This window comes from Vibrio sp. 10N.286.45.E10 (assembly GCF_002874195.2).
GTDB classification, from domain to species: Bacteria; Pseudomonadota; Gammaproteobacteria; order Enterobacterales; family Vibrionaceae; genus Vibrio; species Vibrio crassostreae.
Genome location: NZ_MCWD02000001.1, coordinates 1,287,601 through 1,313,592, shown reverse-complemented (window position 1 = coordinate 1,313,592; position 25,992 = coordinate 1,287,601). Strand labels below are relative to the sequence as shown.

27 protein-coding genes and 1 pseudogene are annotated in these 25,992 nt (G+C 43.8%); 6 read left to right on the top strand and 22 right to left on the bottom strand.

The annotated features are described in order from the left end of the window. Positions 1 to 93 precede the first annotated feature (93 nt). The 3 genes from BCU34_RS05820 to BCU34_RS05810 all read right to left on the bottom strand — a co-directional run bounded on the left by BCU34_RS05820 (position 94) and on the right by BCU34_RS05810 (position 1,406). A complete protein-coding gene (locus tag BCU34_RS05820; RefSeq protein ID WP_050634406.1) occupies positions 94 to 468 on the bottom strand; it encodes a VOC family protein in 375 nt (124 codons plus the stop codon). A gap of 78 nt (positions 469 to 546) precedes the next feature. Next, positions 547 to 1,245: a pseudouridine synthase gene (locus BCU34_RS05815; protein ID WP_102478924.1), complete on the bottom strand. Its 699-nt coding sequence runs from the start codon at positions 1,243 to 1,245 to the stop codon at positions 547 to 549. Beyond that, positions 1,245 to 1,406, bottom strand: coding sequence for a hypothetical protein (locus BCU34_RS05810; RefSeq protein WP_048664948.1), 162 nt, complete (start codon positions 1,404 to 1,406; stop codon positions 1,245 to 1,247). The genes BCU34_RS05815 and BCU34_RS05810 overlap by 1 nt, the downstream gene beginning before the upstream one ends. Positions 1,407 to 1,615: 209 nt before the next feature. Between BCU34_RS05810 and BCU34_RS05805 the strand changes: the two genes are divergently transcribed. Then, the gene (locus BCU34_RS05805) at positions 1,616 to 2,017 is read left to right on the top strand and encodes a YkgJ family cysteine cluster protein (RefSeq protein ID WP_102478923.1); all 402 of its coding nucleotides are present in this window, start codon (positions 1,616 to 1,618) and stop codon (positions 2,015 to 2,017) included. Between the two features lie 53 nt (positions 2,018 to 2,070). Here the strand turns inward: BCU34_RS05805 and BCU34_RS05800 are convergent, their stop codons facing one another. From BCU34_RS05800 to BCU34_RS05745, 12 genes and pseudogenes are all read right to left on the bottom strand, one after another. Next, positions 2,071 to 2,472: an NUDIX hydrolase gene (locus tag BCU34_RS05800; RefSeq protein ID WP_102478930.1), complete on the bottom strand. Its 402-nt coding sequence runs from the start codon at positions 2,470 to 2,472 to the stop codon at positions 2,071 to 2,073. 228 nt (positions 2,473 to 2,700) lie between these two features. Beyond that, complete coding sequence (locus BCU34_RS05795) at positions 2,701 to 3,081, bottom strand: STAS/SEC14 domain-containing protein (protein ID WP_102478922.1); 381 nt, start codon at positions 3,079 to 3,081, stop codon at positions 2,701 to 2,703. Positions 3,082 to 3,193: 112 nt separating this feature from the next. Then, on the bottom strand, positions 3,194 to 3,697 hold the full coding sequence (locus BCU34_RS05790; RefSeq protein WP_108145200.1) for an HAD family hydrolase: 504 nt from the start codon (positions 3,695 to 3,697) through the stop codon (positions 3,194 to 3,196). Between the two features lie 43 nt (positions 3,698 to 3,740). Next, on the bottom strand, positions 3,741 to 4,241 hold the full coding sequence (locus BCU34_RS05785; protein WP_102479663.1) for a GNAT family N-acetyltransferase: 501 nt from the start codon (positions 4,239 to 4,241) through the stop codon (positions 3,741 to 3,743). Between the two features lie 39 nt (positions 4,242 to 4,280). Beyond that, positions 4,281 to 4,415: pseudogene (locus BCU34_RS05780) on the bottom strand (D-2-hydroxyacid dehydrogenase family protein); the annotation flags it as partial. A gap of 75 nt (positions 4,416 to 4,490) precedes the next feature. Then, positions 4,491 to 4,955: an ASCH domain-containing protein gene (locus BCU34_RS05775; RefSeq protein WP_102479662.1), complete on the bottom strand. Its 465-nt coding sequence runs from the start codon at positions 4,953 to 4,955 to the stop codon at positions 4,491 to 4,493. Positions 4,956 to 5,217: 262 nt separating this feature from the next. Beyond that, entirely contained in the window at positions 5,218 to 6,273 is a 1,056-nt protein-coding gene (gene glpQ, locus BCU34_RS05770; RefSeq protein WP_102479661.1) for a glycerophosphodiester phosphodiesterase, read from the bottom strand. Positions 6,274 to 6,350: 77 nt separating this feature from the next. Further along, entirely contained in the window at positions 6,351 to 7,724 is a 1,374-nt protein-coding gene (gene glpT / locus BCU34_RS05765) for a glycerol-3-phosphate transporter (protein ID WP_102479660.1), read from the bottom strand. Between the two features lie 507 nt (positions 7,725 to 8,231). Further along, positions 8,232 to 8,486, bottom strand: coding sequence for a DUF3297 family protein (locus tag BCU34_RS05760; RefSeq protein ID WP_017059204.1), 255 nt, complete (start codon positions 8,484 to 8,486; stop codon positions 8,232 to 8,234). A 240-nt stretch (positions 8,487 to 8,726) separates the two neighbouring features. After that, entirely contained in the window at positions 8,727 to 9,161 is a 435-nt protein-coding gene (locus tag BCU34_RS05755; protein WP_102479316.1) for a GNAT family N-acetyltransferase, read from the bottom strand. A 66-nt stretch (positions 9,162 to 9,227) separates the two neighbouring features. Next, on the bottom strand, positions 9,228 to 9,362 hold the full coding sequence (locus tag BCU34_RS05750; RefSeq protein WP_017059202.1) for a hypothetical protein: 135 nt from the start codon (positions 9,360 to 9,362) through the stop codon (positions 9,228 to 9,230). Between the two features lie 23 nt (positions 9,363 to 9,385). After that, positions 9,386 to 10,516, bottom strand: a complete 1,131-nt coding sequence (locus BCU34_RS05745; RefSeq protein ID WP_102479315.1) for a PcfJ domain-containing protein — start codon at positions 10,514 to 10,516, stop codon at positions 9,386 to 9,388. A 235-nt stretch (positions 10,517 to 10,751) separates the two neighbouring features. Here BCU34_RS05745 and BCU34_RS05740 point away from each other — a divergent pair, with 235 nt between their 5' ends. The 4 genes from BCU34_RS05740 (at position 10,752) to BCU34_RS05725 (ending at position 15,039) form a co-directional block, all read left to right on the top strand. Further along, the gene (locus BCU34_RS05740) at positions 10,752 to 11,174 is read left to right on the top strand and encodes a universal stress protein (RefSeq protein WP_048658633.1); all 423 of its coding nucleotides are present in this window, start codon (positions 10,752 to 10,754) and stop codon (positions 11,172 to 11,174) included. A gap of 192 nt (positions 11,175 to 11,366) precedes the next feature. Beyond that, positions 11,367 to 12,743 carry a DASH family cryptochrome gene (locus tag BCU34_RS05735; RefSeq protein WP_102479314.1) on the top strand — a complete coding sequence of 459 codons (1,377 nt, stop codon included), beginning with the start codon at positions 11,367 to 11,369 and terminating at the stop codon, positions 12,741 to 12,743. Further along, positions 12,740 to 14,299: a cryptochrome/photolyase family protein gene (locus BCU34_RS05730; RefSeq protein ID WP_102479312.1), complete on the top strand. Its 1,560-nt coding sequence runs from the start codon at positions 12,740 to 12,742 to the stop codon at positions 14,297 to 14,299. The genes BCU34_RS05735 and BCU34_RS05730 overlap by 4 nt, the downstream gene beginning before the upstream one ends. Beyond that, positions 14,299 to 15,039 (top strand): SDR family oxidoreductase, encoded by a 741-nt coding sequence (locus tag BCU34_RS05725; protein WP_102479311.1) that lies wholly within the window; start codon positions 14,299 to 14,301, stop codon positions 15,037 to 15,039. Before BCU34_RS05730 ends, BCU34_RS05725 begins: the two co-directional genes overlap by 1 nt. Before the next feature lie 150 nt (positions 15,040 to 15,189). On the opposite strand, the gene BCU34_RS05720 is transcribed toward BCU34_RS05725, so the two are convergent. The 7 genes from BCU34_RS05720 to BCU34_RS05690 form a co-directional block, all read right to left on the bottom strand. Beyond that, positions 15,190 to 16,074 carry a PA4780 family RIO1-like protein kinase gene (locus BCU34_RS05720; RefSeq protein WP_102479319.1) on the bottom strand — a complete coding sequence of 295 codons (885 nt, stop codon included), beginning with the start codon at positions 16,072 to 16,074 and terminating at the stop codon, positions 15,190 to 15,192. Positions 16,075 to 16,235: 161 nt separating this feature from the next. After that, the gene (locus BCU34_RS05715) at positions 16,236 to 16,370 is read right to left on the bottom strand and encodes a DUF2256 domain-containing protein (RefSeq protein ID WP_080967357.1); all 135 of its coding nucleotides are present in this window, start codon (positions 16,368 to 16,370) and stop codon (positions 16,236 to 16,238) included. A gap of 258 nt (positions 16,371 to 16,628) precedes the next feature. Further along, complete coding sequence (locus BCU34_RS05710) at positions 16,629 to 20,345, bottom strand: AAA family ATPase (RefSeq protein WP_102479310.1); 3,717 nt, start codon at positions 20,343 to 20,345, stop codon at positions 16,629 to 16,631. Positions 20,346 to 20,350: 5 nt separating this feature from the next. After that, positions 20,351 to 21,604 carry an exonuclease subunit SbcD gene (sbcD, locus tag BCU34_RS05705; RefSeq protein WP_102479309.1) on the bottom strand — a complete coding sequence of 418 codons (1,254 nt, stop codon included), beginning with the start codon at positions 21,602 to 21,604 and terminating at the stop codon, positions 20,351 to 20,353. A gap of 187 nt (positions 21,605 to 21,791) precedes the next feature. Continuing rightward, positions 21,792 to 22,370 carry a porin family protein gene (locus BCU34_RS05700; protein WP_102479318.1) on the bottom strand — a complete coding sequence of 193 codons (579 nt, stop codon included), beginning with the start codon at positions 22,368 to 22,370 and terminating at the stop codon, positions 21,792 to 21,794. Between the two features lie 483 nt (positions 22,371 to 22,853). After that, positions 22,854 to 23,510 carry a glutathione S-transferase family protein gene (locus BCU34_RS05695; protein ID WP_102479695.1) on the bottom strand — a complete coding sequence of 219 codons (657 nt, stop codon included), beginning with the start codon at positions 23,508 to 23,510 and terminating at the stop codon, positions 22,854 to 22,856. Positions 23,511 to 23,711: 201 nt separating this feature from the next. Further along, complete coding sequence (locus BCU34_RS05690; protein WP_102479694.1) at positions 23,712 to 24,308, bottom strand: LysE/ArgO family amino acid transporter; 597 nt, start codon at positions 24,306 to 24,308, stop codon at positions 23,712 to 23,714. Positions 24,309 to 24,494: 186 nt separating this feature from the next. Here BCU34_RS05690 and BCU34_RS05685 point away from each other — a divergent pair, with 186 nt between their 5' ends. Further along, positions 24,495 to 25,850 (top strand): sphingomyelin phosphodiesterase, encoded by a 1,356-nt coding sequence (locus tag BCU34_RS05685; RefSeq protein ID WP_102479693.1) that lies wholly within the window; start codon positions 24,495 to 24,497, stop codon positions 25,848 to 25,850. The last annotated feature ends 142 nt before the right edge of the window (positions 25,851 to 25,992 follow it).

Sequence of the window (25,992 nt, the reverse complement as noted above, 5' to 3'; positions counted from 1 at the left end):
TGAACCTATTTGATCATTGCCTTATGTCGGCATAAATAAAGAAACAGATGGATAATTTGAAGTTTTCACTGGCCTTAATGCAAGTTGGATGAATTAACTCGGCCTAATGTTTTCAGCCACACGCCACAGCACACCACTTGGGTCAGTGATACAAAACTCAAGCATTCCCCATGGCTGTTCAACAACCTCGGAAATGGTAACTTCAAATTCCGACACTACATTAGAGTTTTGGATGTGTTGATACCAACTTTTTACGTCTTCAACCAGCAAGTGCATCATGTAATTGTGACAGTGCGCAGGTTCATAAAAGTTTTGCAGAAGAAACGCACAACCGCCGTGACGCAGATAGGCGATATCGTGAAATTCAGACATCAGCTCGAAGCCGATTGACTGGTAAAAACGCTTGGATAAATCGAAGTCTTTCGCGGGTACGAAAGACTTAATTTCTGAGACTTTTAGGTTTTCCATCCTACATCCTTATAGTACTGATATTCCGGTGCTGACACCCATAACGCTTTAAGTGGTTACGGCGTTTATTCAGAGCTCTTATTCAGAGCCTTGTTGAAATGAGTCGACTTCGGCTTTAGTTAGATAACGCCACTGGCCTGCTTCAACATCTAAACGAACATCACCAATCTGTTCACGGTGTAGGCCAACAACTCGATTCCCTACCGCAGCAAACATTCGTTTTACTTGATGAAACTTACCTTCTGTAATGGTCAACAGCACTTCTTTACTGTTAATCACTTCAAGCTCTGCCGGACGCGTCAGTTTTTGCTCGCCCTGCAATTGAATGCCCGCTTTGAACTTGTCAGCGACATCGTCTCTGATATCTCGTGACAATGTCACGCGATACGCCTTCTTACACGACTTGGTTGGCAGCGTAATGTTGAATGACCAGCGCCCATCATCGGTAATCAAAACTAAGCCTGTGGTGTCGGCATCTAAGCGGCCTGCGATGTGCAGTTCTGATGCTTTGTCTATCTCGATGTAGTTGAACAATGAAGGATAAACTTCATCGATATTGGAGCAAATAGTACCCGCTGGCTTGTGCATCAAAAGGTATCGAAATTCACGCAACTTAAGCGGCGTGCCATTTAACAAGATGGCGTTGCTTTCATGAACCTGAGTCGATTCATCGGTGACTGTTTCACTGTTTACGTTCACTTCGCCATTATGGATGCGTTCAATCGCTTCAGGCTTGGTTAGGTCAGTGCTTTTACATAGGTATTTATCAAGGCGCATTAATCGTCGGCACCACATTTAGCACAAGGCTTGTAAGTTCGTTCACCTTGCTCGATAACCACATAGCCACCAACACACTTGTCACATAGCGCCAACTTTGGGTAAGCGTCTTTCTGTTTCTTTGCGTTGATGTTGCCTTCGGTGGTGTATACGGTTCTCATTTTGATGCCTTTGCTTGAATTACGTGAGAGACGCAAATTGTATCACTTTTTACAGCTTTTATTGGAGTGGTGGTACATAGATAAATTGACTTTAAGCGCCGTAATTCCAAGCTCCCGCCCCGTAACGGCTTAACCATGAACAACAAAGTCAACGTGCCACGCCTATCAGTGGTAAAATGATAAAAGCTCACCAACTTATGAAGTCGATAATGAAAGATTGTAATCAATGCGGAAAATGCTGTATCAAATACGGAGATGGTGACCTTGCCGCGACTCAAGAAGAGATCGATTTGTGGGAGCTGTTCAACCCAGACATCTTTGAATATGTTCGAGGAAGCGAGATATGGTTCGACCCTGAATCTGGCGAACGTTTATCTCGCTGCCCTTTTCTGGAGCGGGTTCCGACGAAAGACACCAAGGCTCAGGCCAAGTACACATGTAGTATTTACTTAGACCGTCCGGAAGATTGCCGACACTACCCAAGCCTGATTAATGAGATGGTACGAGATGAGTGTGAAATGATTGAGGTGGTGGATTTACAAGACACGAAGAAAGCTCAAAGGAAACTCGACCTGTTGATGAAAGACAGCCGACCTTCAAGCTATTCGTAAGCGATGATCTTTTGAAGATCAATTTTCAGCATTCGCTAATATCAGCCAAAACCTTAAGCCAAATACTGGTTCGCTTCTAACCAATCAAGCGCAACCAGTGCTGCCAATGAACATACCGCTCTGTCATTGCCATCAACAAACTTAAGTTCTTCGATTTCAGCATCTGGAGACAGTTCGCCAGTATAATCAGCAAGATAGCAAGTCAATTGCACTGATACGCCTTCCGCTTTGCCATCAGCTTGGCCTGTAAACGTCTCAACATATTTGATGGAATCAGGCACTAAATCGACTGAGATCTCTTCTTTGATTTCGCGAAGCAGTGCTTGCTCATCACTTTCGCCAGCTTCACGCTTACCACCCGGTAGGTAGAACAGTTCTTTGCCTTTGGATCTCACCATCAACAGCTTGCCGTCTTTGATGAATATCCAAGCCAGCTTATCAATTACCTTATGCATGTCGTTAGACCTTATTTCTGTTTTAGTTCTCGTTGTTACTGAATCTAGCCACACCATTAGTTGCGACCAAACAAAGCCTGGGTATGTTACACGCTGCAATGAATATACTCTATTGAATCGAATAGGAAATATCATTGCCAAACCGAAAAATGACAGCGTTCGAGACAATGCTCGTCAACTGTCATTGGCGTTGTTTACGGATTGCTTTCTAGTTGTTCGTAGATAGAATCAATCAACCAACCACTTAAGCGCAGAGTCATGGTCTTCGAATGACTTGATCTCACCAGACACAAACCAGCTCCCTACTTTTGAAGCGAATTCTTGCCAGCTTTTATCACCATAAATCGCGATTTTGTCTATCTTCGAATTGAGCTCTAATCCCAGTTTGAAATCATCCCAAGCAGCACGTAACTCCCAACCCTTTAAGTTAGAGATGTCGACCAGCATCTTGAGTTTAGATGAATCGAGTTCTTCTAGCGTGGTATTTAGAATTGGCATCATTGCTTGATAGTCATCGTGTGTGAGTTTGCCTTTCGCTTTAAACACAACAATGGTTTCACCGCTAACACGTTCAATTCCAACCGATATTCCGTGACGTTCGATACTCATAACCTAGCCCTCATAGTGGAAACTAGACTTAGCTTAGAGGATTAGACAGCAAAGAGATGAGAGATTGGCGTCAAAACAGACAAGCGCTTTATCTGAACTTAATATTAGAGAATTAATCGCGCTTCTCCAACAGTTCGCTTAGGCTTTTAACTTGCGCGAAACGTGGATGCTCTGACTTAAGCTCAGCACCTTCCGTGTTCAACCACACCGCTTTCAAACCCGCTTCAAGTGCTGGGTAAATGTCTTTCTCTAGAGTGTCGCCTACCATGGTGATGTCTTGTGGTGCAACACCGAGCTTAGAAATAATGGCAGGATAGAACCCCGACTCGAACTTAGAAAAGCCAATGCTCGCCTTACAAAAGTAACCTAAGATATATTGAGACAGGCCAACACGCTCAAAGGCTCGAATGATGTCGCCTTTACTGGAATCACCAGCATTGGTGGCAACATAGACTTGGTGAGTTTTCGATAGCTCAGCCAGTAATGCACGAGCACCACTCACTTCTTGTACGGTTTCCCAGTCGCACATCTTCCCTTGTGCGTCTGGGAAATCGACCATCAGCGTATTGCCCCAGTCGAATAAGACTATTTCTGTTAATTCGATTAGCTTTGTCATCTTGCCTCCTGCATACGATGAATTCTCTAGTGTTTAAGCGAGCCTATAAAAACTTCTCGATAAGGATCTCGTCAAAGTACTGGTCCCCAATCTTACTGTGTTTCTTAGCCGTTCCGACGATTTCAAAACCTTGCTTAAGGTATACCGCTAACGCGCGCTCGTTGTCTGCTCTTACATAGGCGAATAGCTTTTCGTAACCTTTCGCTTTGGCTGCTTTAAATGTGTAATCAAACAACTGTTTTGCAACGCCTTGCCCACGGCTATTTGCATGAACATAAGTGCCAATAATACCAACGTGGTCAAAGGCCTTAGTGTAAGTAGCAAATGGTTCGACATTCTGGAAACCAAGTAACTGGTTGGTCGTTTCGTTGACTGCAACGGTAAACACACCACGTTTTGGGAACGACTCAATGAATCCCTTTTCTTCATCAACAGTAAAAGTCTGATCCAAGATAGTATAACGCGCTTCGTTAATGATTGGATTCAATACATCAATAATGCCTTGTGCATCTTCTACCGCGACTTCTCTGATTGTTAAGCTCATACTTCTCTGCCTTTTTATTGCTTTGGGCAGATTCTATCGCTATATGCCATCCTTTTGATAGGACAGAATGTTGTCGAAGGCGATATCAAAGTAGAGTTCGTAGCTATTTTGTTCAACATAGCCCAAATTTGGAGTCGCAGTGACGTTTGCCAAGGACAGTAGCGGTTCGGAGTCTAGCTATCTTGATTTAGTCAAAGATAGCTAAAGTGCCACGCCTTGAGATTCAACATGGCACTCACTGGGACTTCACTATTGATAAACCACTTTGAAGCGTTCTAATACGAGTAACATGTCTTCACTTGGTGAGATCTTGAGCTCTTCACATTCACGAGAGAAGAAGTTCCAGTGCGCTTCTCGCCACCATTCAAGTGTTTTATCACCCTCGCCTTCGGCGGCAGCAAACTCAGCAGTAACTTCGTTGTATTTGCACTGTGAGACTGAAGTGATCTCTACAATGCAAACCGGTTTGCCATACCAATCGGTGACGACTTGTAAATGCCCTACGACAGGCATCACTTCTCCTTCATGGCTGTACCAATATTCAAGGCTGCAAGACGCCTGTTTTTCACCCTTGAGGATTAACTGTGCGCAGAGATTGGCGTTGTATTCATCAGCACAGTAATAGTCGGCACTGAAAGAGGTGTATTGCGAAGCAACGTCTGCTGGCAATGTGTTGAGGTAGCTATCAAGATAAGTTTTGCTTCTTTCTTCCATGAGCTTTCCAAATTCAATATTAGGTTGAACCGATAAACACTTATAGATTAAGCATCTGGCTGCATTGGCAGTAACCTATCAAGTCAGGTTATTGCTGTAAACCGAGTGAATATCAAAATGTGGGCTGAGAAAGAAGAATATCGGAAGGATTTCGAGGCCAATACAAAAAGATCCAAAAAGTGAAAGAAGAGCCAAAAACAGCTTTAGTGTGTGCTTTTGGCTCTGAATATCTCGTTACTAATAGCTCGTAACTGACAGGATATTAACGGTTCAAGAAGTCGACCGCTTTGTCTGGGAAGTCAGTAAACACGCCATCGACTTTGACTTGGTTGTAGAAGACCTCCAACATGCCATCAAAGTTATCAGCATAAGCTGGGATTCTTCCCGGGTCGGCACGGAACGTGTACGGGTGAACATCTAAGCCCGCGTCTTTTGCTGATTTCATCAACGGTTTAATAATGATGTTATCTTTGGTCGATGCATCGTCTACCAACATTGGCTTCCAAGGGCCTATTCCTTCCGCGTAAGTCGCCACTTTTTCCATGCCATCAGCTTCAAACATCCAGTCGTAACTGTACGGCGTTGCTTTGTCACCTTGGTACGTCATGGTTTCATTCCAATCTGTATAGGCCATCAACTGAACGAGCTTGAGATCCATTTCCATCGCTGGCATGAGCTCATCGTTAATGCGTTGAAGTTCATTGGCGTCGAAACACTGCAAATACACTTTGTCGTCTTTCGATAGGTAACCATATTGATGCAAGGTCGCAAGCACAGCTTTAGAGATGTCTTTGCCTTCGTGGCGATGGAACCAAGGTGCTTTGATTTCTGGGTAGATACCCACGTTATAACCAAGGGTCTTATTCAAGCCTTGGATCAGCTCGATTTCTTCAGCAAAGGTAGCGACACGGAAATCAGACTGCCACATTGGGAAGCGCGTTGGATACCCTGCCACTCTGCTACCTTGCTCATCAAGGTTAAAACCTTCAGTCACCTTTAATAATTTGATCTCAGCAAGCGTAAAATCTATCGCGTAGTAACGGCCATCTGCACGAGCGCGTGTTGGAAAGCGATCCGCGACATCGGTGACTCGGTCTAGATAGTGATCATGCAAAACCACCAATTGGTCGTCTTTGGTCATCACGACATCTTGTTCGATGTAGTCAGGTTTCATCGCATAAGCGAGCGCTTTAGCGGGCAATGTGTGTTCAGGCAAATAACCAGAAGCACCGCGATGCGCAATCACTAAAGGATCGGCGAATACATTTGCAGATAAGCTTAGTGCTAATAAGGTCAGAGACAGTGACGTTGTTTTCATTATTGTTTTCCTTGATAAAACAGAAGCAGGATATACCTGCCTCTGTTGTTATTTATAGATGTGATTCAGTAAATACACTACTGAGCTAGCGCTTCTTTCTCTCGTTCGAGATCTTTTTGTTTATGGTGCGCACGCTCACCTAAGAAGGCGTAAAGCAGACAGATGATTGAAGCCACACAAGCGCCGACCAAAATAATGAAGCCGCCATCCCAACCGTAATGGTCAACCATAAAGCCGAGTATTGCGTTCGCAGCAACCGCGCCACCTAAGTAACCAAACAAACCAGTTAAACCAGCAGCTGTACCTGCTGCTTTCTTAGGTGCAAGTTCCAGTGCATACAAGCCGATCAGCATTACAGGGCCATAGATAAGGAAACCAATCGCAACCAATGCCAACATATCAATCGTTGGGTTACCCGCTGGATTTAACCAATATACCAACACAGCGAGTGTCACTAGAACCATGAACAAGATTCCTGCAGGTGCGCGTCGGCCTTTGAATAACTTATCTGAAATCCAACCACATAATAACGTGCCAGGAATACCAGCCCACTCATACAGGAAGTAAGCCCATGATGATTTATCTACTGAGAAGTCTTTTGCTTCTTTTAAATAAACCGGAGCCCAATCGAGTACGCCATAACGGATAAGGTAAACAAACGCGTTAGCAATCGCGATTGACCACAACAGCTTGTTAGAGAAAACGTACTTAAAGAAGATCTCTTTCGCCGTCATTTCTTTCTCATGAGACGTATCGTAGTCGTCTGGGTAATCGTCTTTGTGTTCTTCAATCGGTGGTAACCCACAAGATTGAGGCGTATCTCTTACGGTAAACCAAACAAAGATAGCAACGAGAGTGGCAAAAAATGCAGGAACATAAAAAGCGGTTCGCCAATCGTCGTTAAAAGCCCACAGCCCCAACAAGAACATTGGACCAATCAAACCGCCACCCACGTTGTGAGCAACGTTCCATACCGACACGATCTCACCACGTTCTTTACGTGACCACCAGTGAACCATGGTTCGCCCACAAGCTGGCCAACCCATACCTTGGAACCAACCATTTAAGAATAGCAGGATAAACATCGCAGTAATGCTGCCTGTAGCCCATGGCATAAAGCCGAAGCAGAACATCACCAGTGCCGACATTAACAAGCCGCCGCTGAGGAAATAACGAGGGTTTGAACGGTCAGAAACGCTACCCATTAAGAATTTAGATAAACCGTAAGCAATAGATACGGCTGCTAATGCCACCCCTAGCTCACCACGGCTGAAACCCTGTTCAATCAAGTAAGGCATTGCCAAACTGAAGTTTTTACGGACTAAGTAGTACCCCGCATAGCCAACGAAGATGCCGAGAAACAGCTGCCATCGTAGTCGTGTGTAGGTGCTATCGATCTTATCTGATGACAAGCGATCGATATGCGCCATAGGTTTGAATATTCCAAACATAGGAACCTCATAATTATTGGGCGAAGGAAGAATTAAAAATGCTCGAACGAAAAAAATTTACGCTCATTCGAAAACAGGAGGGATTGTATGTGCTTCAGGATTAATTTCTGTGATAGAGGTAGTTATTAACAAAAAATAACTTTAAATACAGCATATTAGTTTCATTTAATTAGACTGCGCTTCATATTTTTGTTGGTATCTGTTCAATTAAACATCAGAACTTTCGAGGGTAAATAAATCCAAAAAGAGCGAGCGAACATAAATCAACCAACAACAACTTTGTTATTACTGCAAATGCATAGTGAATAACAACAATTTTGGTTGAATCTGTGGAGTTATGAAGGTGGTTTGGGCTATCGATTAAAGAAGTTCGTCAAAATCAATGCAAACAAAAAGGGTCTAGATTTCTCTAGACCCTTTTAGGTAATAACGCTTGGTGGTTTTGTATTGACTAATGAGACCAACATTAGCTAATTACACGAAGTATTAGCTCACCACACGAAGTGATTATGCGTCGATGTAAAAAGCTTCTACTGTGCCTTTTAGAGTAATAAGCATTGGCTGACCAAAACGATCTAGCGCTTTTGGAGAAGGGATCTTAACCCAACCTTCGCTGATGCAGTATTCTTCAACATCAGTACGCTCTTTACCATTTAGACGAATGCCGATTGGGTATTCGAAACACTCAGCAACGTGGTGTGGGCTGCGTGGGTTACCTGCAAGATGATCTGGTAAAGCTGGTCTTGAATTAGTATCGCTCATGTTCATTACCTGTATGTACGTAAATAAAAAAAGTGCGTCATTCTAGTCAATATAGGCTTTGTGCTCAACAACTGCTGCAATAAATCGTCTTGATCGTTTTAATCAACAGCGAGTTGTTTGATTTAAAGGCGATATATGCATAATTTCAAACGAAAATTTAACAGAGTTATGAGGTGTAGATAGAGCGGGCGCTTCATTACATGAAAGCAGATAACACACAAGTAGGTTTTTATTGTGAGCCTATCGATTAAGCTCAATACTCATCACTTTATGGTTTGGCTCTGCTTCGATGTCGACAACTGACCAACCTAGCCCTTGATAGAGTCCCATGACATTGGTGTACGCGTAGAGTTGAGTTTGCACTGTAGAAGATACTTGTCTGACACCACGATTAATCAATTCACTGGCAATACCTTGGCCGCGCCATTGAGGGGCGACAAACACGGCGTTGATCCAAACCACATCCCGAACTTGATGAGGTTCCTGAAAATAGGAATACGCCAAACCACCAATGACCACATTATCGCGAAGTACTGTGATTACCGGAGGGAGATTTACGTTTTCTTCATAGGTGTCTTTAAACTTGAAACCCGACCATTCGCTTTGAAATAAGTCTTCTAATTCACTCCAATAAGGAGAGCTTTCATCGCAATTTCTAAAGATTACTTTCTGCATTTTTTCCGTCCTTTGAAAAGGGTGATTTGGCCATCCTAGCCTTGGTTTATATCAGAGTCGATAAAGCTACTCTTCTTCGTCATAGTCGTCTGCAGGGTCTTGATTAATCTCTTCGCCGCATCCTAAGCACTCACCTTGTAGATCCGTAGGCATCACAATAATCAAACCACAATGCGGGCAAAGATCGCCTTGTTGAAACATCCTGTATTCCTTCTACTTCATGGCTATTGCTTAGGATACTGTTGCTTACTCGCTTCTAACCAGTCGTGAATAACTTGGCGAGCGGATTCCGACGGCGGTGCATTTCGTTTTCCGCAGATTTGGTCGATTTCAAACGGAAATGCTTTGCTCGGAACGCGGCGTAAACCTATGGTTAAACGTTGAGGTTTGAGCATGCGGAACACCACATAACGATCGCTCATGATTCGATTGTGATACACACCAATACAGTGCTTCTGCTCTATACCTTCATGTTCAAGGTCGTAATAATCCGTGAGAGGATGAATGTTGCCATTACCTAACAAAGGAACGGGATAAGGGATGTCTTTATCCATTGGGCGATTACCATCCAAACGACGCAATTGACGTTGCTCCGTCCAGCGGTCATGAAGCTGTTCAAACATCGCAAAAGAGTTCTGACTAGTAATAGCGCGCAGAGGATCATCCATCTCTAAGTCTTGCCCTAGCAATATCGCATCTTGGAACATTGCCATCTTAGACGGTGCATTAAGTCTGCCCTCTTCCACCATTGCAATCCCTAGTCGACTGCCGGTTAGAAATGGATGAACTTGGTCCAAACGTAGGGCTGTGTATCCAACTTTTGAGTAATGCTTAAACTTAAGAACTCGTCTTTGCAGCGGTTCGAGAATACGAACAATGTGGTCAAGCTCATCACCAACATTGTAATGCAATTCTAGCTTGTCGATGAATTTGAGTGTCGCTTTACTGCTGTCTAAGCCCAACTTAGCAAGGATCTTCTTTTGCCCTAAGCGACTTAGTGCCAATGCTTTCTGATTATCGACGCTGTATTTCATGCAGATCAACGCCAGAATAACAGGCCTTAGTTCAAGTAGCTGTGCAGCTTCGTATGTGTTCGCAGCTAACCACAACATTTGGTATTGATACTCTGGAAAGTCGTCGGTGATTTCACGATAACGAGCAGGCAAGGATTCTAACCAGCGACCATTCACATCAAACTGCTCAACGAGGTTTAGGCTAAGCCCAATGCCCCCATCAAGTGGTCGTCTACCATCTTCGAACACATGAAAGCCGACGAGTTTTTGAGACCAATCTCGGATCTCAATATCGTAGTCGAAACCTAATGTTCGAGTGGGAATGGTTAGTAGTGCTGTCATTGATGCCTCTTCGTTATTGGCGCATTGAACTATCAAGCCTATCTAAGAGCATAAGCTAACGCTTCAACCACTATATCAACCTTTTGTAAATTTCTTATCAATCAAAGCGATATAAATACGATAGTGCTTAGAAGAACATTGAATGATAATTTTACGCAATATGAGATCTCTTCGATATCATTTGCTCTAACAAAAACTATGCTTGTTACATAACTCACAACAAGAGGCTTTAATTATGGATTACCGACATATTCTGGTCGCACTTGAACTGTCTGACGACACCAAGATTCTCATTGATAGAGCGACTTTCTTCGCAGACAAGCTCGAGGCTGGCATTTCGTTTGTTTATATCGATGGTACACATGGAGAAATTTACCCAGAACTCGTTGACATTCAAGCAAATGATGGTGATTTACCGATCAATGAAGATGCCGTTAAGCATTTGAAAGAGTTTGAGGCCTACGCCAAGCACCCAATCAAGCACATTTTCGTGGGAACCGGCGATTTGAACGATAAGCTCAAAAATGTCATCGAAGCAAACGGCATCGACCTATTGCTATGTGGTCATCACCATGATTTCTGGCATAAGCTCATATCCCATTCTAAACAGATCATCGATACGTCCCCTATCGATATTCTCGTTATTCCTATGGAATAGAAGCTGCAGTTCGGAACTCAAAAATAGCCTGCATTGCCAACCTCTATCGGTATTATTGGTTGGCTTGATACCCTCTTCAACTCCCTTATCCTGGCCGAAACCTGCTATTACCCTCTCAGAGTGTTCATTTGTGATCTTGTCAGCCTATCAACTCGTAAGCGTCTAATAATTAACAAAACATGAGTGTAGGCAATGAAAAAGATTGGTCTCTATCTTTTTACCAACGACTTAAGAATTAACGACAACACACTGCTTAATCAAGCAAGCCAGATCGTCGATGAGCTTGTTTGTGTCGCTGTCGAACCAGTTCTGTCTCACTATTCTTCACAATTCGCTCAAGAAGAACAATATGGCGCTCGCCGCACGGCTTTCATTTCACAGTCGTTAAGTAATCTTAAAGCTAACCTGAGCGACCTAGAACAGTCACTCATCGTCCTAACACAAGGCCGAGACAAAAGCGATAACGTCAGAGAATCGCTCAACGAGATTATCTCTGTTCTAAACGTCACTCACTTGTTTGCAAATGTTCATTGTGGCTACGACGAGCAACAGCTAGTGCAATCAACGTTGGCTGACTGCCCGAACTTAACTGCGATTCAAACTCATAACTCGACTCTGTTTGAGCTCGATGACTTCCCTTTTACGTTAGACAAGTTACCCCACTCGTTTACCAAGTTCAGAAAACTCATCGAGCACTTGTCTGTCGATACACAAAGTTTGACCATAACGACGTTACCACCAGCACCAGACCTAACGATAACGTCACACTGTCACTCAAAAGCCTCACTTTTTAAGATGGGTGATTTGGCGAGCGAGCAAAGCTTCAAAGGCGGTGAAACATCGGGATTAATACATCTCGAACACTACTTCTCACACGATTACGCGAGCCGCTATAAACAGACAAGAAATGCATTGGACGGCATCGAGAACTCAACCAAGTTTTCACCGTGGCTCGCTTTAGGTTGCATTTCACCAAAAACAATCTGCAGACACCTCTCGCGATTTGAGTCGCATCATGGTTCTAACGATTCAACCTACTGGATCTATTTCGAGCTCTTGTGGCGAGAGTATTTTTATTGGAAGAGCATGTCATTGAAGTCATCTCTATTTTCTGGCTCATCCATAAGCCCCGTTATAGCAGAGAACAGCAATCCATCGGCAAGCCTTAATTTTGCCAAATGGAAGAGCGGTAATACCAACTACCCGATTGTCGATGCATGTATGCGCCAGCTTAATACTACTGGCTTCATGTCCAACCGAGGAAGACAGTTAGCCGCAAGCTGTTTGATTTACGAGTTGGGCGTCGACTGGCGACACGGCGCAGCCTATTTCGAAAGCCAACTTGTCGACTATGACGTGGCATCTAACTGGGGAAATTGGGCTTATATCGCAGGGGCTCTCAATAAACCAGCCCACAACAATCAAAATAACAACCATACACAGCCTAAATCCCGCCATTTTGATTTAGCCAAGCAAACTGAAATGTACGACCCAGACCATGCCTTCATTAATCAATGGACAGGCAGTAACGCAGTCTCAACAAGCCTCACAAACCAGGACGCATTATGAAATTTAAAACGGTAAGACTTGTATTAGGAGACCAACTCAACATTGAGCATTCATGGTTTCGACAGGTTGATGATGGCGTTGTTTACATGATTGCTGAGCTAAAACAAGAAACGGATTACGTCGCATCTCATATTCAAAAAGTGGCCGCATTTTTCTGTGCGATGGGTTACTTCGCTGACGAGCTGAGACAACAAGGCCATCAAGTACTTCACTTGACCTTAGATGACACAGCCCAATTTGAAAACCTAGATACACTTCTTAAGCACTATGTACACGAATTCGGCGCAGAGAAGTTTGAATATCAAAGGCCAGATGAATATCGCCTCTTAGAGCAGATGAACAAGCTCAAACTCACCAATGCAGCCAAAGGCTGTTGTGATACTGAACACTTCCTCTTTCCATTCGAAGAGATCGGACAACAGTTTCCGAAAGATAAGCACATCATGATGGAACACTTCTATCGCCGAATGAGAAAGCGTTTCGACATTTTGCTAGAAGACGGAAAGCCCGTTGGTGGCAAATGGAATTACGACGCGAACAATCGAAAGAAACTCAAGAAGCAAGATATTGAAAAACTGCCTCCACCTCTGATGTTTACCAATGACATAACCGGCATTTTGCAGCGAATAGAACGCCACCACGTACAAACCATTGGTCAAGTCGGCAACCAATTATTATGGCCAGTTAACCGCGCACAAAGTTTGTCTCTGCTCGCTCATTTCTGCCAAGTCTGCTTACCGTTATTTGGGCACTTTCAAGATGCGATGACTACAGAACACCACTCTAGGTGGAGCTTGTATCACAGTCGTATTTCGTTCTCATTGAATAGCAAGATGCTTAACCCTAGAGAAGTCATTGATGCGGCACTCTCAGCTTATCACGCCTCTTCAAAGCAAGGCGCTACCACTATCGATATCGCACAGGTCGAAGGATTCATCCGTCAAATATTGGGGTGGCGAGAGTACATACGCGCCGTCTATTGGGCGAATATGCCAGCTTACGCCAACAAAAACCATTACTCAGCAAACAACAACCTGCCCCACTACTTTTGGGACGGACAGACCAAGATGAACTGCATGAAGCATGCGATTGATCAATCCCTTGAATTTGCTTACGCGCACCACATCCAAAGGTTAATGATCACTGGCAACTTCTGCTTAATCACAGGCATAGACCCTGACCAAGCCGACAGTTGGTACCTCGGCATATACGTCGATGCGATAGAATGGGTTGAAATGCCAAATACGCGAGGTATGGCACTGTTTGCGGATGGCGGGATCGTCGGAACCAAACCATACTCTGCCAGCGGTTCTTATATCAATCGCATGAGTGACTACTGCAAAGGCTGTCATTACCAAATAAAAGAGCGCAGTGGAGAGCAATCCTGCCCTTTCAATAGTTTGTATTGGCGCTTTATGAACCAACATCGCGATGAGTTAAACCGAAACCCACGCATGGGCATGCTATATCGCTCTTGGGACAATATGGACGAGCAAGAGCAACAAGCAATACTCGATACGGCAGAACAACGAATAACAAACTTGGAGAATTTATAATGGTTGAGCAACTCAGACTACACATATTGGTGGTTGGCGGAAGCGGCGGTATCGGCTTTGCTGTGGTTAAACACCTATTATCTGAGCTGTCTCGGTTTGATTTTCTTGAGGTGCATGTAGACGCGACTTTCCACTCTCAACAGCCGGAACTTGAAAACAGTCGCTTGAACTGGCACAAAGTTGACGCCACCAACGAAGCTGATATCAAGCGTTTGAGTTCTGAGTTTGAACAACTTGATTGGTTGATAAACTGCGTGGGTATGCTTCACACTCCAGACCTTGGTCCGGAAAAGAACCTGGCGTCCATTGACCCTGAGTTTTTCCTGAAAAACATCTCAGTGAATACTCTGCCCAGCTTATTATTGGCAAAGTACTTCACACCTGTTCTTAAAACGAGCGACAATCCAAAGTTTGCCGTGGTTTCCGCAAAGGTCGGGAGCATTTCAGATAACCGATTAGGCGGCTGGTATAGCTATCGTTCGTCGAAAGCGGCGCTCAATATGTTTATCAAAACCATGTCGATTGAATGGCAACGCACCATTAAGAAAGGCACGGTGTTGGCGCTACACCCAGGCACAACAGATACAGCTCTGTCGAAGCCTTTCCAGACTAATGTCCCTGAAGGTAAGCTGTTTGAGTCGAGCTATGTCGCCCATCAATTGGTCGATATCATTCGCACTGCCACACCAGACAAAAGCGGGCACTTCTACGCTTACGATGGTGAACAGTTAAGTTGGTAGAAACCAATACCACTCGTCGTCTTTGATAAGTGCTAAAAAAGAAAACCCAACAGAGTGTTGCTCTATTGGGTTATTTTTTAGAAAGAACGCATAAATTTTTTCAGGCGTTATGACTGCTATTTAACTAAAGCTCTAAGCCGATCATCACGATTACTCAGCCCAATTGAACTTGCTGTCGTCGACGCCTTCTTTCTCTTCTTTAGCTCGCTCGCGTCGGTGTTGTTCTTCAACTCGCGCAGCGTCTATCTCTTGCATAATGGCTTCAATATCGGCCAAATCGTCCGTTTCCGTAAACTCGCCTGTTAGCTTGCTGTCTGGCTTTAGGTCGCCTTTCTCGTAAAGCGCCCACATTTCCTTAGCATACTCGGTTTTCGCCAATTCAGGAGCAAACTGAGCGTAATAATCACGGATATTATTGATGTCACGAGCCAACATCCACTCGGCATTATTGTTAGCCGAAGCATCAACCGCTTGCGGTAAATCGATAATTACCGGGCCGTATTCATCCACCAATACGTTGAACTCAGACAAGTCACCATGGATCAAACCAACACACAGCATTTTAACCACATAAGTCATCATCACGGCATGGTCTTCGATCGCTTGCTTTGCTGACATAACGACATCGTTCAAACGTGGGGCAACATAGCCTTCGTCATCAGTGACCAACTCCATAAGCAGCACGCCATCAAAGCAACCATAAGGCACAGGTACACGAACGCCCGCTTCTGCCAGTTTATACAAGGCATCCACTTCAGCGCTTTGCCAAACCTTTTCTTGTTGCTCACGGCCAAAACCAGAACCTTTTTCCATCGCTCTAGCACGGCGGCTGTTTCGTACTTTTCGGCCTTCACGATACGCAGTCGCTTTTTTGAAACTACGTTGGCTAATTTCCTTATATACCTTGGCACAACGGATCGTATCGCCGCAGCGCACAATGTACACCGATGCTTCTTTGCCACTCATGAGTTGGCTTGTCACCTCGTCGACCAAACCATCGTCAACTAAAGGCTGTATTCTTTTAGGTATCTTCATGCCGCCTTTATACATCACTTATCTTACAGATAGAAATATTAACTTAAGAAATGAATGACCAAACGATTAAAGGAACATCAAAATGATAACAAAGGAAGGAAATATCGGTTTACCGGACTTGGCTGATAGAGAATAGTTTGATGTATTCGAGTGTATGAAGACTAAGACTTGTTGCGACGACAACGTTCTGAACAGTAAATAACACCGTCCCAACAACGCTGCCACTTTTTACGCCATGCAAAAGGCTTTTGGCAAACGGGACATGTCTTGGTCGGTAAATGAGGCTTCTTATGCATGGTCGTTTCCTTTTGGATGAGTCCACTTCCTGCGTTTACTGGGGATTCCCTATTACGCTCGTTTCTCACTTTAGGGAGTGACGGCTACTTTTTGAACGCTCCTGACTTTAAGGAGTGGCGACGGAGTGATTGATAACAGCCCGACTCCGTCATCCTCGAGAAGGAGGAACGACTGAGTCGGGGATCTGCTTTATCTAAACGGATTCGGCTTTATCTGAACCGACTCTGCTCAAATTCAACTAAACCCGCTTAATCCAATCAAGCGACAACCTTGTACTGCTTCTCCATCTCACTCACACCTAAGCCAGAGTGTTTTGTCACTTTAAGCTGAACGGGCACTCGCTCCTTCAGTGCTTCAACGTGGCTAATAACACCAATCATCTTTCCAGACGCATTCAGGTTATCGAGAGCGTTTAGGGCAATGTCCAATGTGTCACTATCAAGGGTGCCGAAACCTTCATCCAAGAACAATGAATCAATACTGGTTTTGTAGCTGACAAGATCAGAAAGCGCTAATGCCAACGCTAAACTCACCAAGAAGCTTTCGCCACCTGATAACGTCTTCGTGTCACGCATCACATCGCCCTGCCATGTGTCCAGCACTTGCAGTTCTAACCCATCGTCGGCTTTACGTTTAAGTTCGTAACGACCATGCAAACGCTGCAACTGCTTATTCGCAAGGTACACCAAATTTTCCAGCGTTAGACCTTGGGCAAACTTACGGAATTTGTCGCCGTTCTTAGAACCAATAAGCGAGTTAAGACGTGAGATATCATCAAACTCGACTTGTTGCTCATCGATTTGCTTGAACAGATCTTGCTGATTGCTGCGGTTCTGGCTATCAGTTTCAAGATTGGCAGAAATCGCGCCGATCTTTGTTGCATGACTTTGTTGTGCGTTTTGGCATTCAGTCGTCGCAAGTTCAACTTGTTGTTGGTCTTGCTCTTGCCATGTTTTAGCATTTTCGTGGTTTTGTAGCTCCACCTCCGTCGCCTTGACAGTGTTCAACCTAGCTTGTGCACTGACAATCGCTTCATCTATAGACTTCTTCAGGCTTTGAAGTTGAGTTCTAACCTCTTCGTCTAATAATGCTGCTTCAAAATCAGCCTCTCCTTCAAATGGGCTAGTTTTCAGCGCTTCTAACCAAGCATTCGACACTTGTGTGTAATTTGACTGCTTGCTGGTCAGCTCTTCAGAGAAGCTGGTGTGTTTAGTTTGCTCGGTTCGATGTTCAAGTTCGCAACGGTTAAGCACCAACTGAGCGGCATCAAATACACTAACCGCTTCAGTGACTTTTTGCTTCATCGCATTACTGGTGGTTTGAATGTCTTTGTCACCAAATAACTTTGTTCTTTCAGCCGTTACACGAGTGAGCTCTGACATTAAAGACTCACTCTCTTGCGTCAGTGTCGCGAGCTCTTTCTCTGCGCTACTTAGCTTGTCATCTAAGGTTTTCAATTCGGCATTTTGAGTAATCAGTTGCTTCTCAATATCGGCCTGTTGCTGTTTGGTTTGCTGCCATGTGCTTGATGCTTGTGATTTCGCAGTAAACCAATCATCAATATGTTCAAGTTCAGGTGCTTCGATAGCGGTTTGAACAATGCTCTCTTTCAACGAATGCCATTGCTGATCTTTCGCTTGAGCTGTCTTAGCTACTTGTTCGTTTGTAATGTGGTTTTGCTTATTCAGATCAGCTAAGCGTTGCTCGGCCAACTCAAGGTTAGATTGCGCCTTGTCAACCATAACACTTACAGACAAGCGTTGTTTCTCAGCTTCCGCATAGTGCGCTTTGGCATCACCCAATGCTTTCAATTGCTGCGAGATCTGACTTAGTTGAAGTTCACACTGCTGAGCAAAGGTCGCGACCGTAGCTTCATTGCCTAAATCGTTAATCGTTAGCAGAGCTAGCTCTGGAGCCGTGCCAGAGAAATCTGATAAGCCCTGTTGAAGCTTACCAACAATGCCTTGCCAATTCAGTTGGGCTTGTTGGATATCCGCTTGTGCACGCAGGATGTCATCGTTAAGCGCTGCAATCATAGGGGCAAGAGAATCTAATTGCTGACGATGCTCTTGGCCTTCTTTCTTAATGGCTGCCAACTCTAGGTTTTCCCGATCTTTTTGCGAGACCAGATTTGCAATATCTTGCGACTGCTCGATCGAATGGTCTGTTGAACCACACAGTGGGCACTCAGATCCAGATTCTAAAGCTGCACGGTATTTCGCTAATTCGCCTTCTTGATCAATCAAACGCGTTAATCGCTCAAGAGACGTCTCTTTCTCTTTATATCGATCCACCAGCACTTCACGTTCTTTCGAAAGTTTGTCGACCAACTGATTGTTAGTTTGATGTGCCTGTGTTTTCGCGTGCAACTGTTGTTGAGCATTTAGGAAGCCACGATTAATTTCCAATAACGAGTGCGTATTGCGATTCCAGAACTCCAGCAGGTCTTTTTGCGCATTCAACACTTGTTCGCTAGTGTTGCCTTGTAAGGCTTCCCATTGCTGCTTGGTATTATTTTCTGTCACAACCGATTCTGCTAATGCTTTGTCTTGCGTTACTTTTACTTCTTGAGCAGTTTTGATAGTCGCTTGCTGAGCATCCACTGCGGACAAAGCTTGCTTCGCTGAGTTTAGTAGTTCTGAATGCTGACGCTCTAGGATACGAACTTGTTCAACTTTGGCTTGCCACTGACCTAAGTATTTTTCTAAATATTGGTCAGCTTGATGTGTATTTAGGTACTCAGTGCTGAGTTGGTCCTGTTGCTTCAGTACCTCTGTTTTTTGGACTATAACAGCCTGTTGATTGCGCTGCTGAGTATGTTGCTCGTTCAGCGTATTCGCTGCATTAACGGCCACAGTTTGTTTATCTTTAAGCACGGCAATTTGGTTATCTAGCGGACGCACTAGATCAATGATCTTCTCTTGATCTTGTTGCTCGCTTTTAACCTGTTCGACAGTCACACCGCTTTGAGTCAGTTTCGCTTGCGCATCTTGCTTTTCTTCATCACGAACAATAAGTAACTTGGTGCTGTTATCTAAGTGAGCTTGAGTAGTGCTCACCTCTTGTTCGCAACGCTTTAAATCTTTGTGCATTGGGCGCAGCTTTTCAGCCGGCTCACTGTTTGCTAAGCGCTCTAATGAAGGTTGATTACGGTCTAGTTCATCTTGAGCGGTTTTAAGATCGTGTTCACTGGCCGCAATAGTTTGCTCAGCTTTAGTCACGTCTTTCCACCAGCTAAGATGCGCTTGCCACTCTTTTAATTGCTCGGCTAAACGCTTCTGCTCGGCTTCTAGCGTTTCTCGTTCTGCGGTTAGCTCTTTGATTTGCTCTTCAGACAGTAAGCTCACACCTTCTGCTTTCGCTTTAAGGTGATTAAGTGACTCTTCACTCGACTTGAAATGATCGTAGATACGCTCTGAAATCAGGCTATAGACTTCTGTACCCGTCAGCTCTTCAAGTAGCTCGGCACGGTCGTTAGCATTAGCATTTAAGAACGCCGCAAACTCACCCTGAGACAACATGATCGATTTAGTGAAGCGTGAGAAATCGAGACCTGTTACCTGCTCCACCAACTTGGTCTTCTTGGTCAGCATGGTTTCTAAGACTTTATCGGTGTCCGCATCCGCAAATTCACACGTTGGCGTTTGTAATGCGCCATCGTGTTTTCCGCGAGCACGCTTTTGGTGGAAATTAGATCGATACGTTTTGCCCTGCACTTCAAACTCCAGCTCAGCAAAACACTCACCCGTGCCACGCGTCATTAATTCGTTGTTGCCTTTAGCGATGCTCTTTAAACGCGGTGTGCGGTGGAACAATGCCAAACAAATCGCATCAAGAATGGTGGTTTTACCTGCCCCTGTTGGGCCAGTAATCGCGAACAGGCCATTTTCCGCAAACGGTGATTGGGTAAAATCGAGCTTCCAACGCCCTTTCAAAGAGTTCAGGTTTTCAAATTCTAGGCTTAAAATCTTCATACTGGTTACTCTTCTACTTTGTTTGGCGCTTGAGCGCTCTCAGACACTTCAACCATCACTTGTTTAAACTTCACCGTCATGCGCTCTAAACGCGCTTTTTCAGAATCGGTTTCAAATTCTTCTAAGGCAATACGTTTCGTAAACACGTCCATCGGGCTCAATTCTGACAGCGTTTCTGCTGACTCTTGCTCTAAAGCTTGGTTACGGCGTTCTCTTGCTCGGCGCAGTTGCAGCACTTCAACGTTCAATCCTTCGGTTAGTGTGCGCATACGTTCTTGAAGATCCGATAAGTAATCTTGCGCTTGCACTTCTATCGATAACCACACGCTTTGTTCGCTATCTAAACCTATGTATTGGTTCAGCTGAGATTCGATCTCGCTCAAGTCGCCTTTGATTTCAGCTAGGGGTTGGAACGTTGGAACTGGCAATTGAGAAATGGTGCGCTCGCCCTCAACAAACTCAACCACACATACCTGCTTTTGAGATTTAAGTTCATCAAAGCTTAATGGTATAGGTGAGCCGCAGTAACGAATGTATTCACGCTTTGCCACCACTTGTGGGCGATGGATGTGACCAAGTGCAATATAATCTGCGTCTGGGAAGCCATCAGCGGCAAAACCATCAAGGTTGCCAACATAGATATCGCGTACCGAATCCGATTGTTGGACACCCATCGCCGTTAAATGACCGGTAGCGATAATCGGCATGTGCTCGCTGTTATCAAACGTCGCACGTTTTGCAACAGCGGCGTCATAGACACTTTGATAATGCTGTTTGATAGCATCTCCGAGTTGCTTCTGACGCTCAACGCCTGTCACACCCGCCTGGCTGGTCAACACATCGCGAGGGCGAATAAAGGGAATGGCACAAACCAGCGCTTCTACATCGCCGTTCTTGCCTTTTAGTTCGACAACCTGAGTCGCATGATCTTCATTGGTATTAGGAATCACATCGGCGCCCATGTATTTGAGCAGCTGTTGTGTCTCTTTAAGCACAGACACCGAATCGTGATTTCCACCTAACAACACCAATTGGCAGCCGATCTTGCTCGAATCGACCACAAACTTGTTATACATCTCACGAGCGTAACTCGGCGGTGTACTGGTATCGAAAATATCGCCAGCAACAATGATCGCGTCGATGTCGTGCTCTGTAACTTGCTCAAGTAACCATTGTAAAAACCGTTCATGTTCATTCTTACGGCTTTTATTGTAGAAGTTTTGGCCAAGGTGCCAATCGGACGTGTGAAGAATCTTCATTGCTGCTCACTAGAAGTATGTAATGCCTTTAATCTACCAAAATAGTCGACATAATTCCCTTTTATAAGCTTGTGAAAACCAACTAATTTTACGCTTGAACGTCTCATAAGTTATAGCTACAAAAAAGCCGCTCATAATCAGAGCGGCTTTCGTATCAACGATACGCAGTTTCGGGGCTCAACACGCCTTAGAAATTGTAAGAAGCACCCAGTGTTACTGTGCTAAATGCCACGTCTCGACTGCTTAGACGTATTTTGTTCCCATTGATGTATGCGTAGTTTTCAATGTTTACTGCATCCGCTTGAGAAATCAGGCGAAGTGTTAAGTTTTCTACTGGGGTGTATTCCACACCAACGCCGAAGCGGAAACCTGCACCTGAATCGTCGCCATAGAAAGCACCGTTGCTTGAATTTAGATCAACGTAGCTTAAGCCTGCCAATACAAATGGACGGATTGAGTTGTCAAACGTGTAGCCCACATTTGCTGCAACAGACAAAGACGTTGGTGAAAGGAGTTTAGTACCAAATTTTTCGTAATCGGCGTAATCCGTGTAACCAAGTTCGATACCAACGATGCGGTTAAATTGGTAACCACCATAAAGGCTGTACCCCATGCTTTCAGCATCTAAATTGCCTCCGCCATCAGTATCTGAGTCTTGATACACACCAAGGCCTGCGCCAATGTATGGACCACCCTCAACACCAGCAGCAAATGTAGGAAGTGAAACCAAGCCAACTAGACTCAATAGAAATGTTGATTTAAGCATGAAAATACCCTTTTTAGTTTGTCCCACAGCACCGTTCATCAACTATTAATAGGTTTCCGACACTATTCCAACGGTTGCGATACTGTTTAAATAAATTATTCAAGCGACTCCTAACAAACAATAAAACACTGTTCATTTACGAAGTGATTGGGAAATTATCACGACAACTTTCATTCACCAAGCGAATAATTAGCGAATCTTATACAGTCTTATTTATGAGACAAAATAGAGCAAAAGCAAAAAACAACTAAGAGTTACAATATCCACATTGCACCTATCATTAAAAAGTTCTTTTAAATCAGTAATTTAATCACATATTCAGTCATATAGAGTGGCTTATATATTCTAGCTATTACTTAACTCTCCCCTTCCTAGAAAACAAAAAGCTCACACTATTGATTAATAGAGTGAGCTTTATTTTATCCTTTCTAACCATTCAGAATGAGATCCTGTTAAATTATATTTAAAATAATGAATATAATATTAATGAGCTTCAGCAAGGCTTGCCAAATAAGTATTCGTTAAATAGAAACCACTAAACTTCTCCACAAAGTCTTGAGGTACCGTTTTCTCCGTTAAGCCCGACTTAATCAAAGCGGCCTGCCACGCTTGCACTTTAGGGAATCCTTCGAGCATATCAAAGCCTGACCACTCATTAATTACTGACGCGCGGTGCAACAGTGGTAGCCAAGCAATGTCGACATTAGATATATAATCCCCTTTAAAGAATTCTGTATTGCCTAACTTGTTTTCGGCTTTTAGGAAGGCTTTTTGAAGGTTCGCTAAACGTGTTTCAAAAGTCTCTTTGTCTTTACTTCCCATTGTGCCGCATTGTGGCATGTAATGTTTACTCGCCTGATAAGACCAAGCACGATCTAATGCTTTTTGCTCGGCAGACACCTCTTCTATCGGCGCGTATTTATCGTCCAGGTATTCGACAATTGCATCTGACTCAAAAAGAACCGTGTCATTTTCTGTAATCAATACTGGCACTTGTCCGTTTGGCGAAATATCTAGGAACCATTGAGGTTTATTGTTTAGCTCAATGTATTCAATTTCAAATGGGACATTTTTCATTACCAAAGCACCCATTACACGTTGAACGAATGGGCAGTTTTTAAAGCTAACAAGTTTAATCATGGTTTACTCCGAATTAGGTCATTAATTTGTATTTGTACCCCTAAGACGAACGCCAAAACCGAAAGACGAAAAATAATTCTATTTTTTTGGAAATAATTAAATGCGGAGATAACTAAAGACAGTCACTTTAGATAGGAACTTTAATTAGTAACTCTAGGTAGGAGCTTTAGACCATATGTTTGAATGCCTAATTACGCGCAGCTAGACGATCAAAGATAATGCAATAGACGCCATGATCACGCCAACGACAAATTCCAACACCTTCCACGCTCTCGGGTTCTTAAACATTGGAGCCAAGAAGCGTGCGCCATATCCAAGTGAAAAGAAGAACACAAACGACGCCGATACGGCACCAGCACCAAACAACATTTGATTAGGTTGATATTGAGTTGAGATAGAACCCAGCAATACCACAGTATCCAAATACACATGCGGATTAAGCCAAGTGAACGCCAAACACATCGCCATCGCTTTAGTTAATGAGTCTTTGGTTTCAGCAGTGGCTTCTAAGGCGTGATTTTCAGTGAATGCTGAACGGAAGCTTAAGAATGAATAGACACCCAAAAAGATAGCCCCACCATAACGGGCGAACTGCTCAATTTGTGGGAATTGCTTAACGATTGCGCCGAAGCCTGTTACACCAAAACTAATGAGTAAGACATCAGAAATTGCACATACAGCGCAAACTGCCAATACGTGTTGATTCTTTAGACCTTGCTTTAAAACAAACGCATTTTGAGAACCAATCGCAAGGATTAGCGAAAGCCCAAGGGAGAAACCAGCAAAATAAGTCGTCATAGAATGTACTTCGAATCGGTTAGAATAATCATAAGTTACTATAAAACAGAGTAATTTTTCATAAAATTTACAATATGATCACATGCGCGTTACACAGCACAAAACCAAAATCTTTAATTTGCAACTGAATGCACACCAGGGCTACTTTCTGTTTTCGATTTTAGGAATGTAATCAAAGGAAGAAACATGATTAAAAAGCTGTGTTCAACACTGATAATTTGGGCAATAGCCAGCCAAGCACTCGCAACATCACTTTACTATATAAACCGCACTGACAAACCCATATTGATAAACTTTTCAGTAGACTCCAGTGCGCCTGTTAGTAATGGTTACCAATACAGGTTAACAGGAAATGACTTAGTAATTTGGCCCTATCAAAAAGCTAAAGTGGCTGATTTTAATCGATATTATGGGATTGTGAATGGCGCTACATATGATTACTTTCTGACAATATCACGATTGACTGATGAGGGAACATGGGAAGTCAAACCGCAAGAACCCGTTGCTCAACTTAAGTTGGTTGGTCATAGTTCAGGTACAACGCTGTCTTATGGGTATAAAGATCAAGGGATGATGACCGACTACAACCCATATATTCTTCATCGTTATAACCAAGATGGATATCACTCTGAGTTCGGTGTTAAGGCTATATACACGTCAGGTTTCGACGACGTTGAATTTGTAGTCTCAGAACATACGATCAATGATTTTGATCAAGACCCAAATACCTTGAACGTTGGGTCATATAACCTATGGATGCTCCCCGGCGTATCATCAAACATTACAAGTCGTGCAAGTGTCTTGGACCACACTCTCTCCGGATATGACGTACTCACACTTCAAGAAGCTTTTTCTTCAGACCGAGAGATCCTATTCAACGCTCTAGCAGAGGAATATGCATTTAGAACAGAGGTAGTAGGAGGTGGCACTAGTGCGATGTACGACGGAGGCGTGGTCACTTTTAGTCGCTATCCAATTATTGAAACCGACAGTATAGTTTTTGAACACTGCTCCGGGACTGATTGTTACGCAGATAAAGGCGTCGTCTACACAAAAATCGACAAAGATGGTCAGATATACCATATATTCAACACGCACCTAGCATCATTCAATACGCCTGCGGCCAAAAGACTAAGACGCTTACAGCTAGGGCTGATGCGAACCTTTATGCTGACTAAAGGCATACCTTCCAACGAAGCGGTTATCTATGCTGGAGACTTCAATATCGATAAAAATAGCGACTTCGTGGAATACCTTCTAATGCTAGCTACGTTGGATGTTGATCCTCCAGAATTCAGAGGCTACACCAATGCAACCTTTGACCCGACGATTAACCCGTATGCCGCTTATAAGTATTCAGGTGGCGCTGATGTAGAGTATCTGGATTACGTTTTTGTTAGCAGAGTGCATAGACGAGCAACAAGTAATACTAATACGGTCAAGCTTCATCAAAGGTTGAGCTCTGACACTTGGGGAAGTTGGCACCTTTCAGACCATTTTGCCGTCAACGGAAACTTTGAATTTAGCTCTCACGACGACTAAGCTCCTTGATCTTGGCTCTTTCAAAAGCACTTCAATAGCTGAGTGAGAGCCAAAACCACCCCCTGCAATTAACATACTAATCAATTGATTCTAAACACCTTTAATCCCAATTCTTAATTTTATAAATATTGGTTTTATTAAT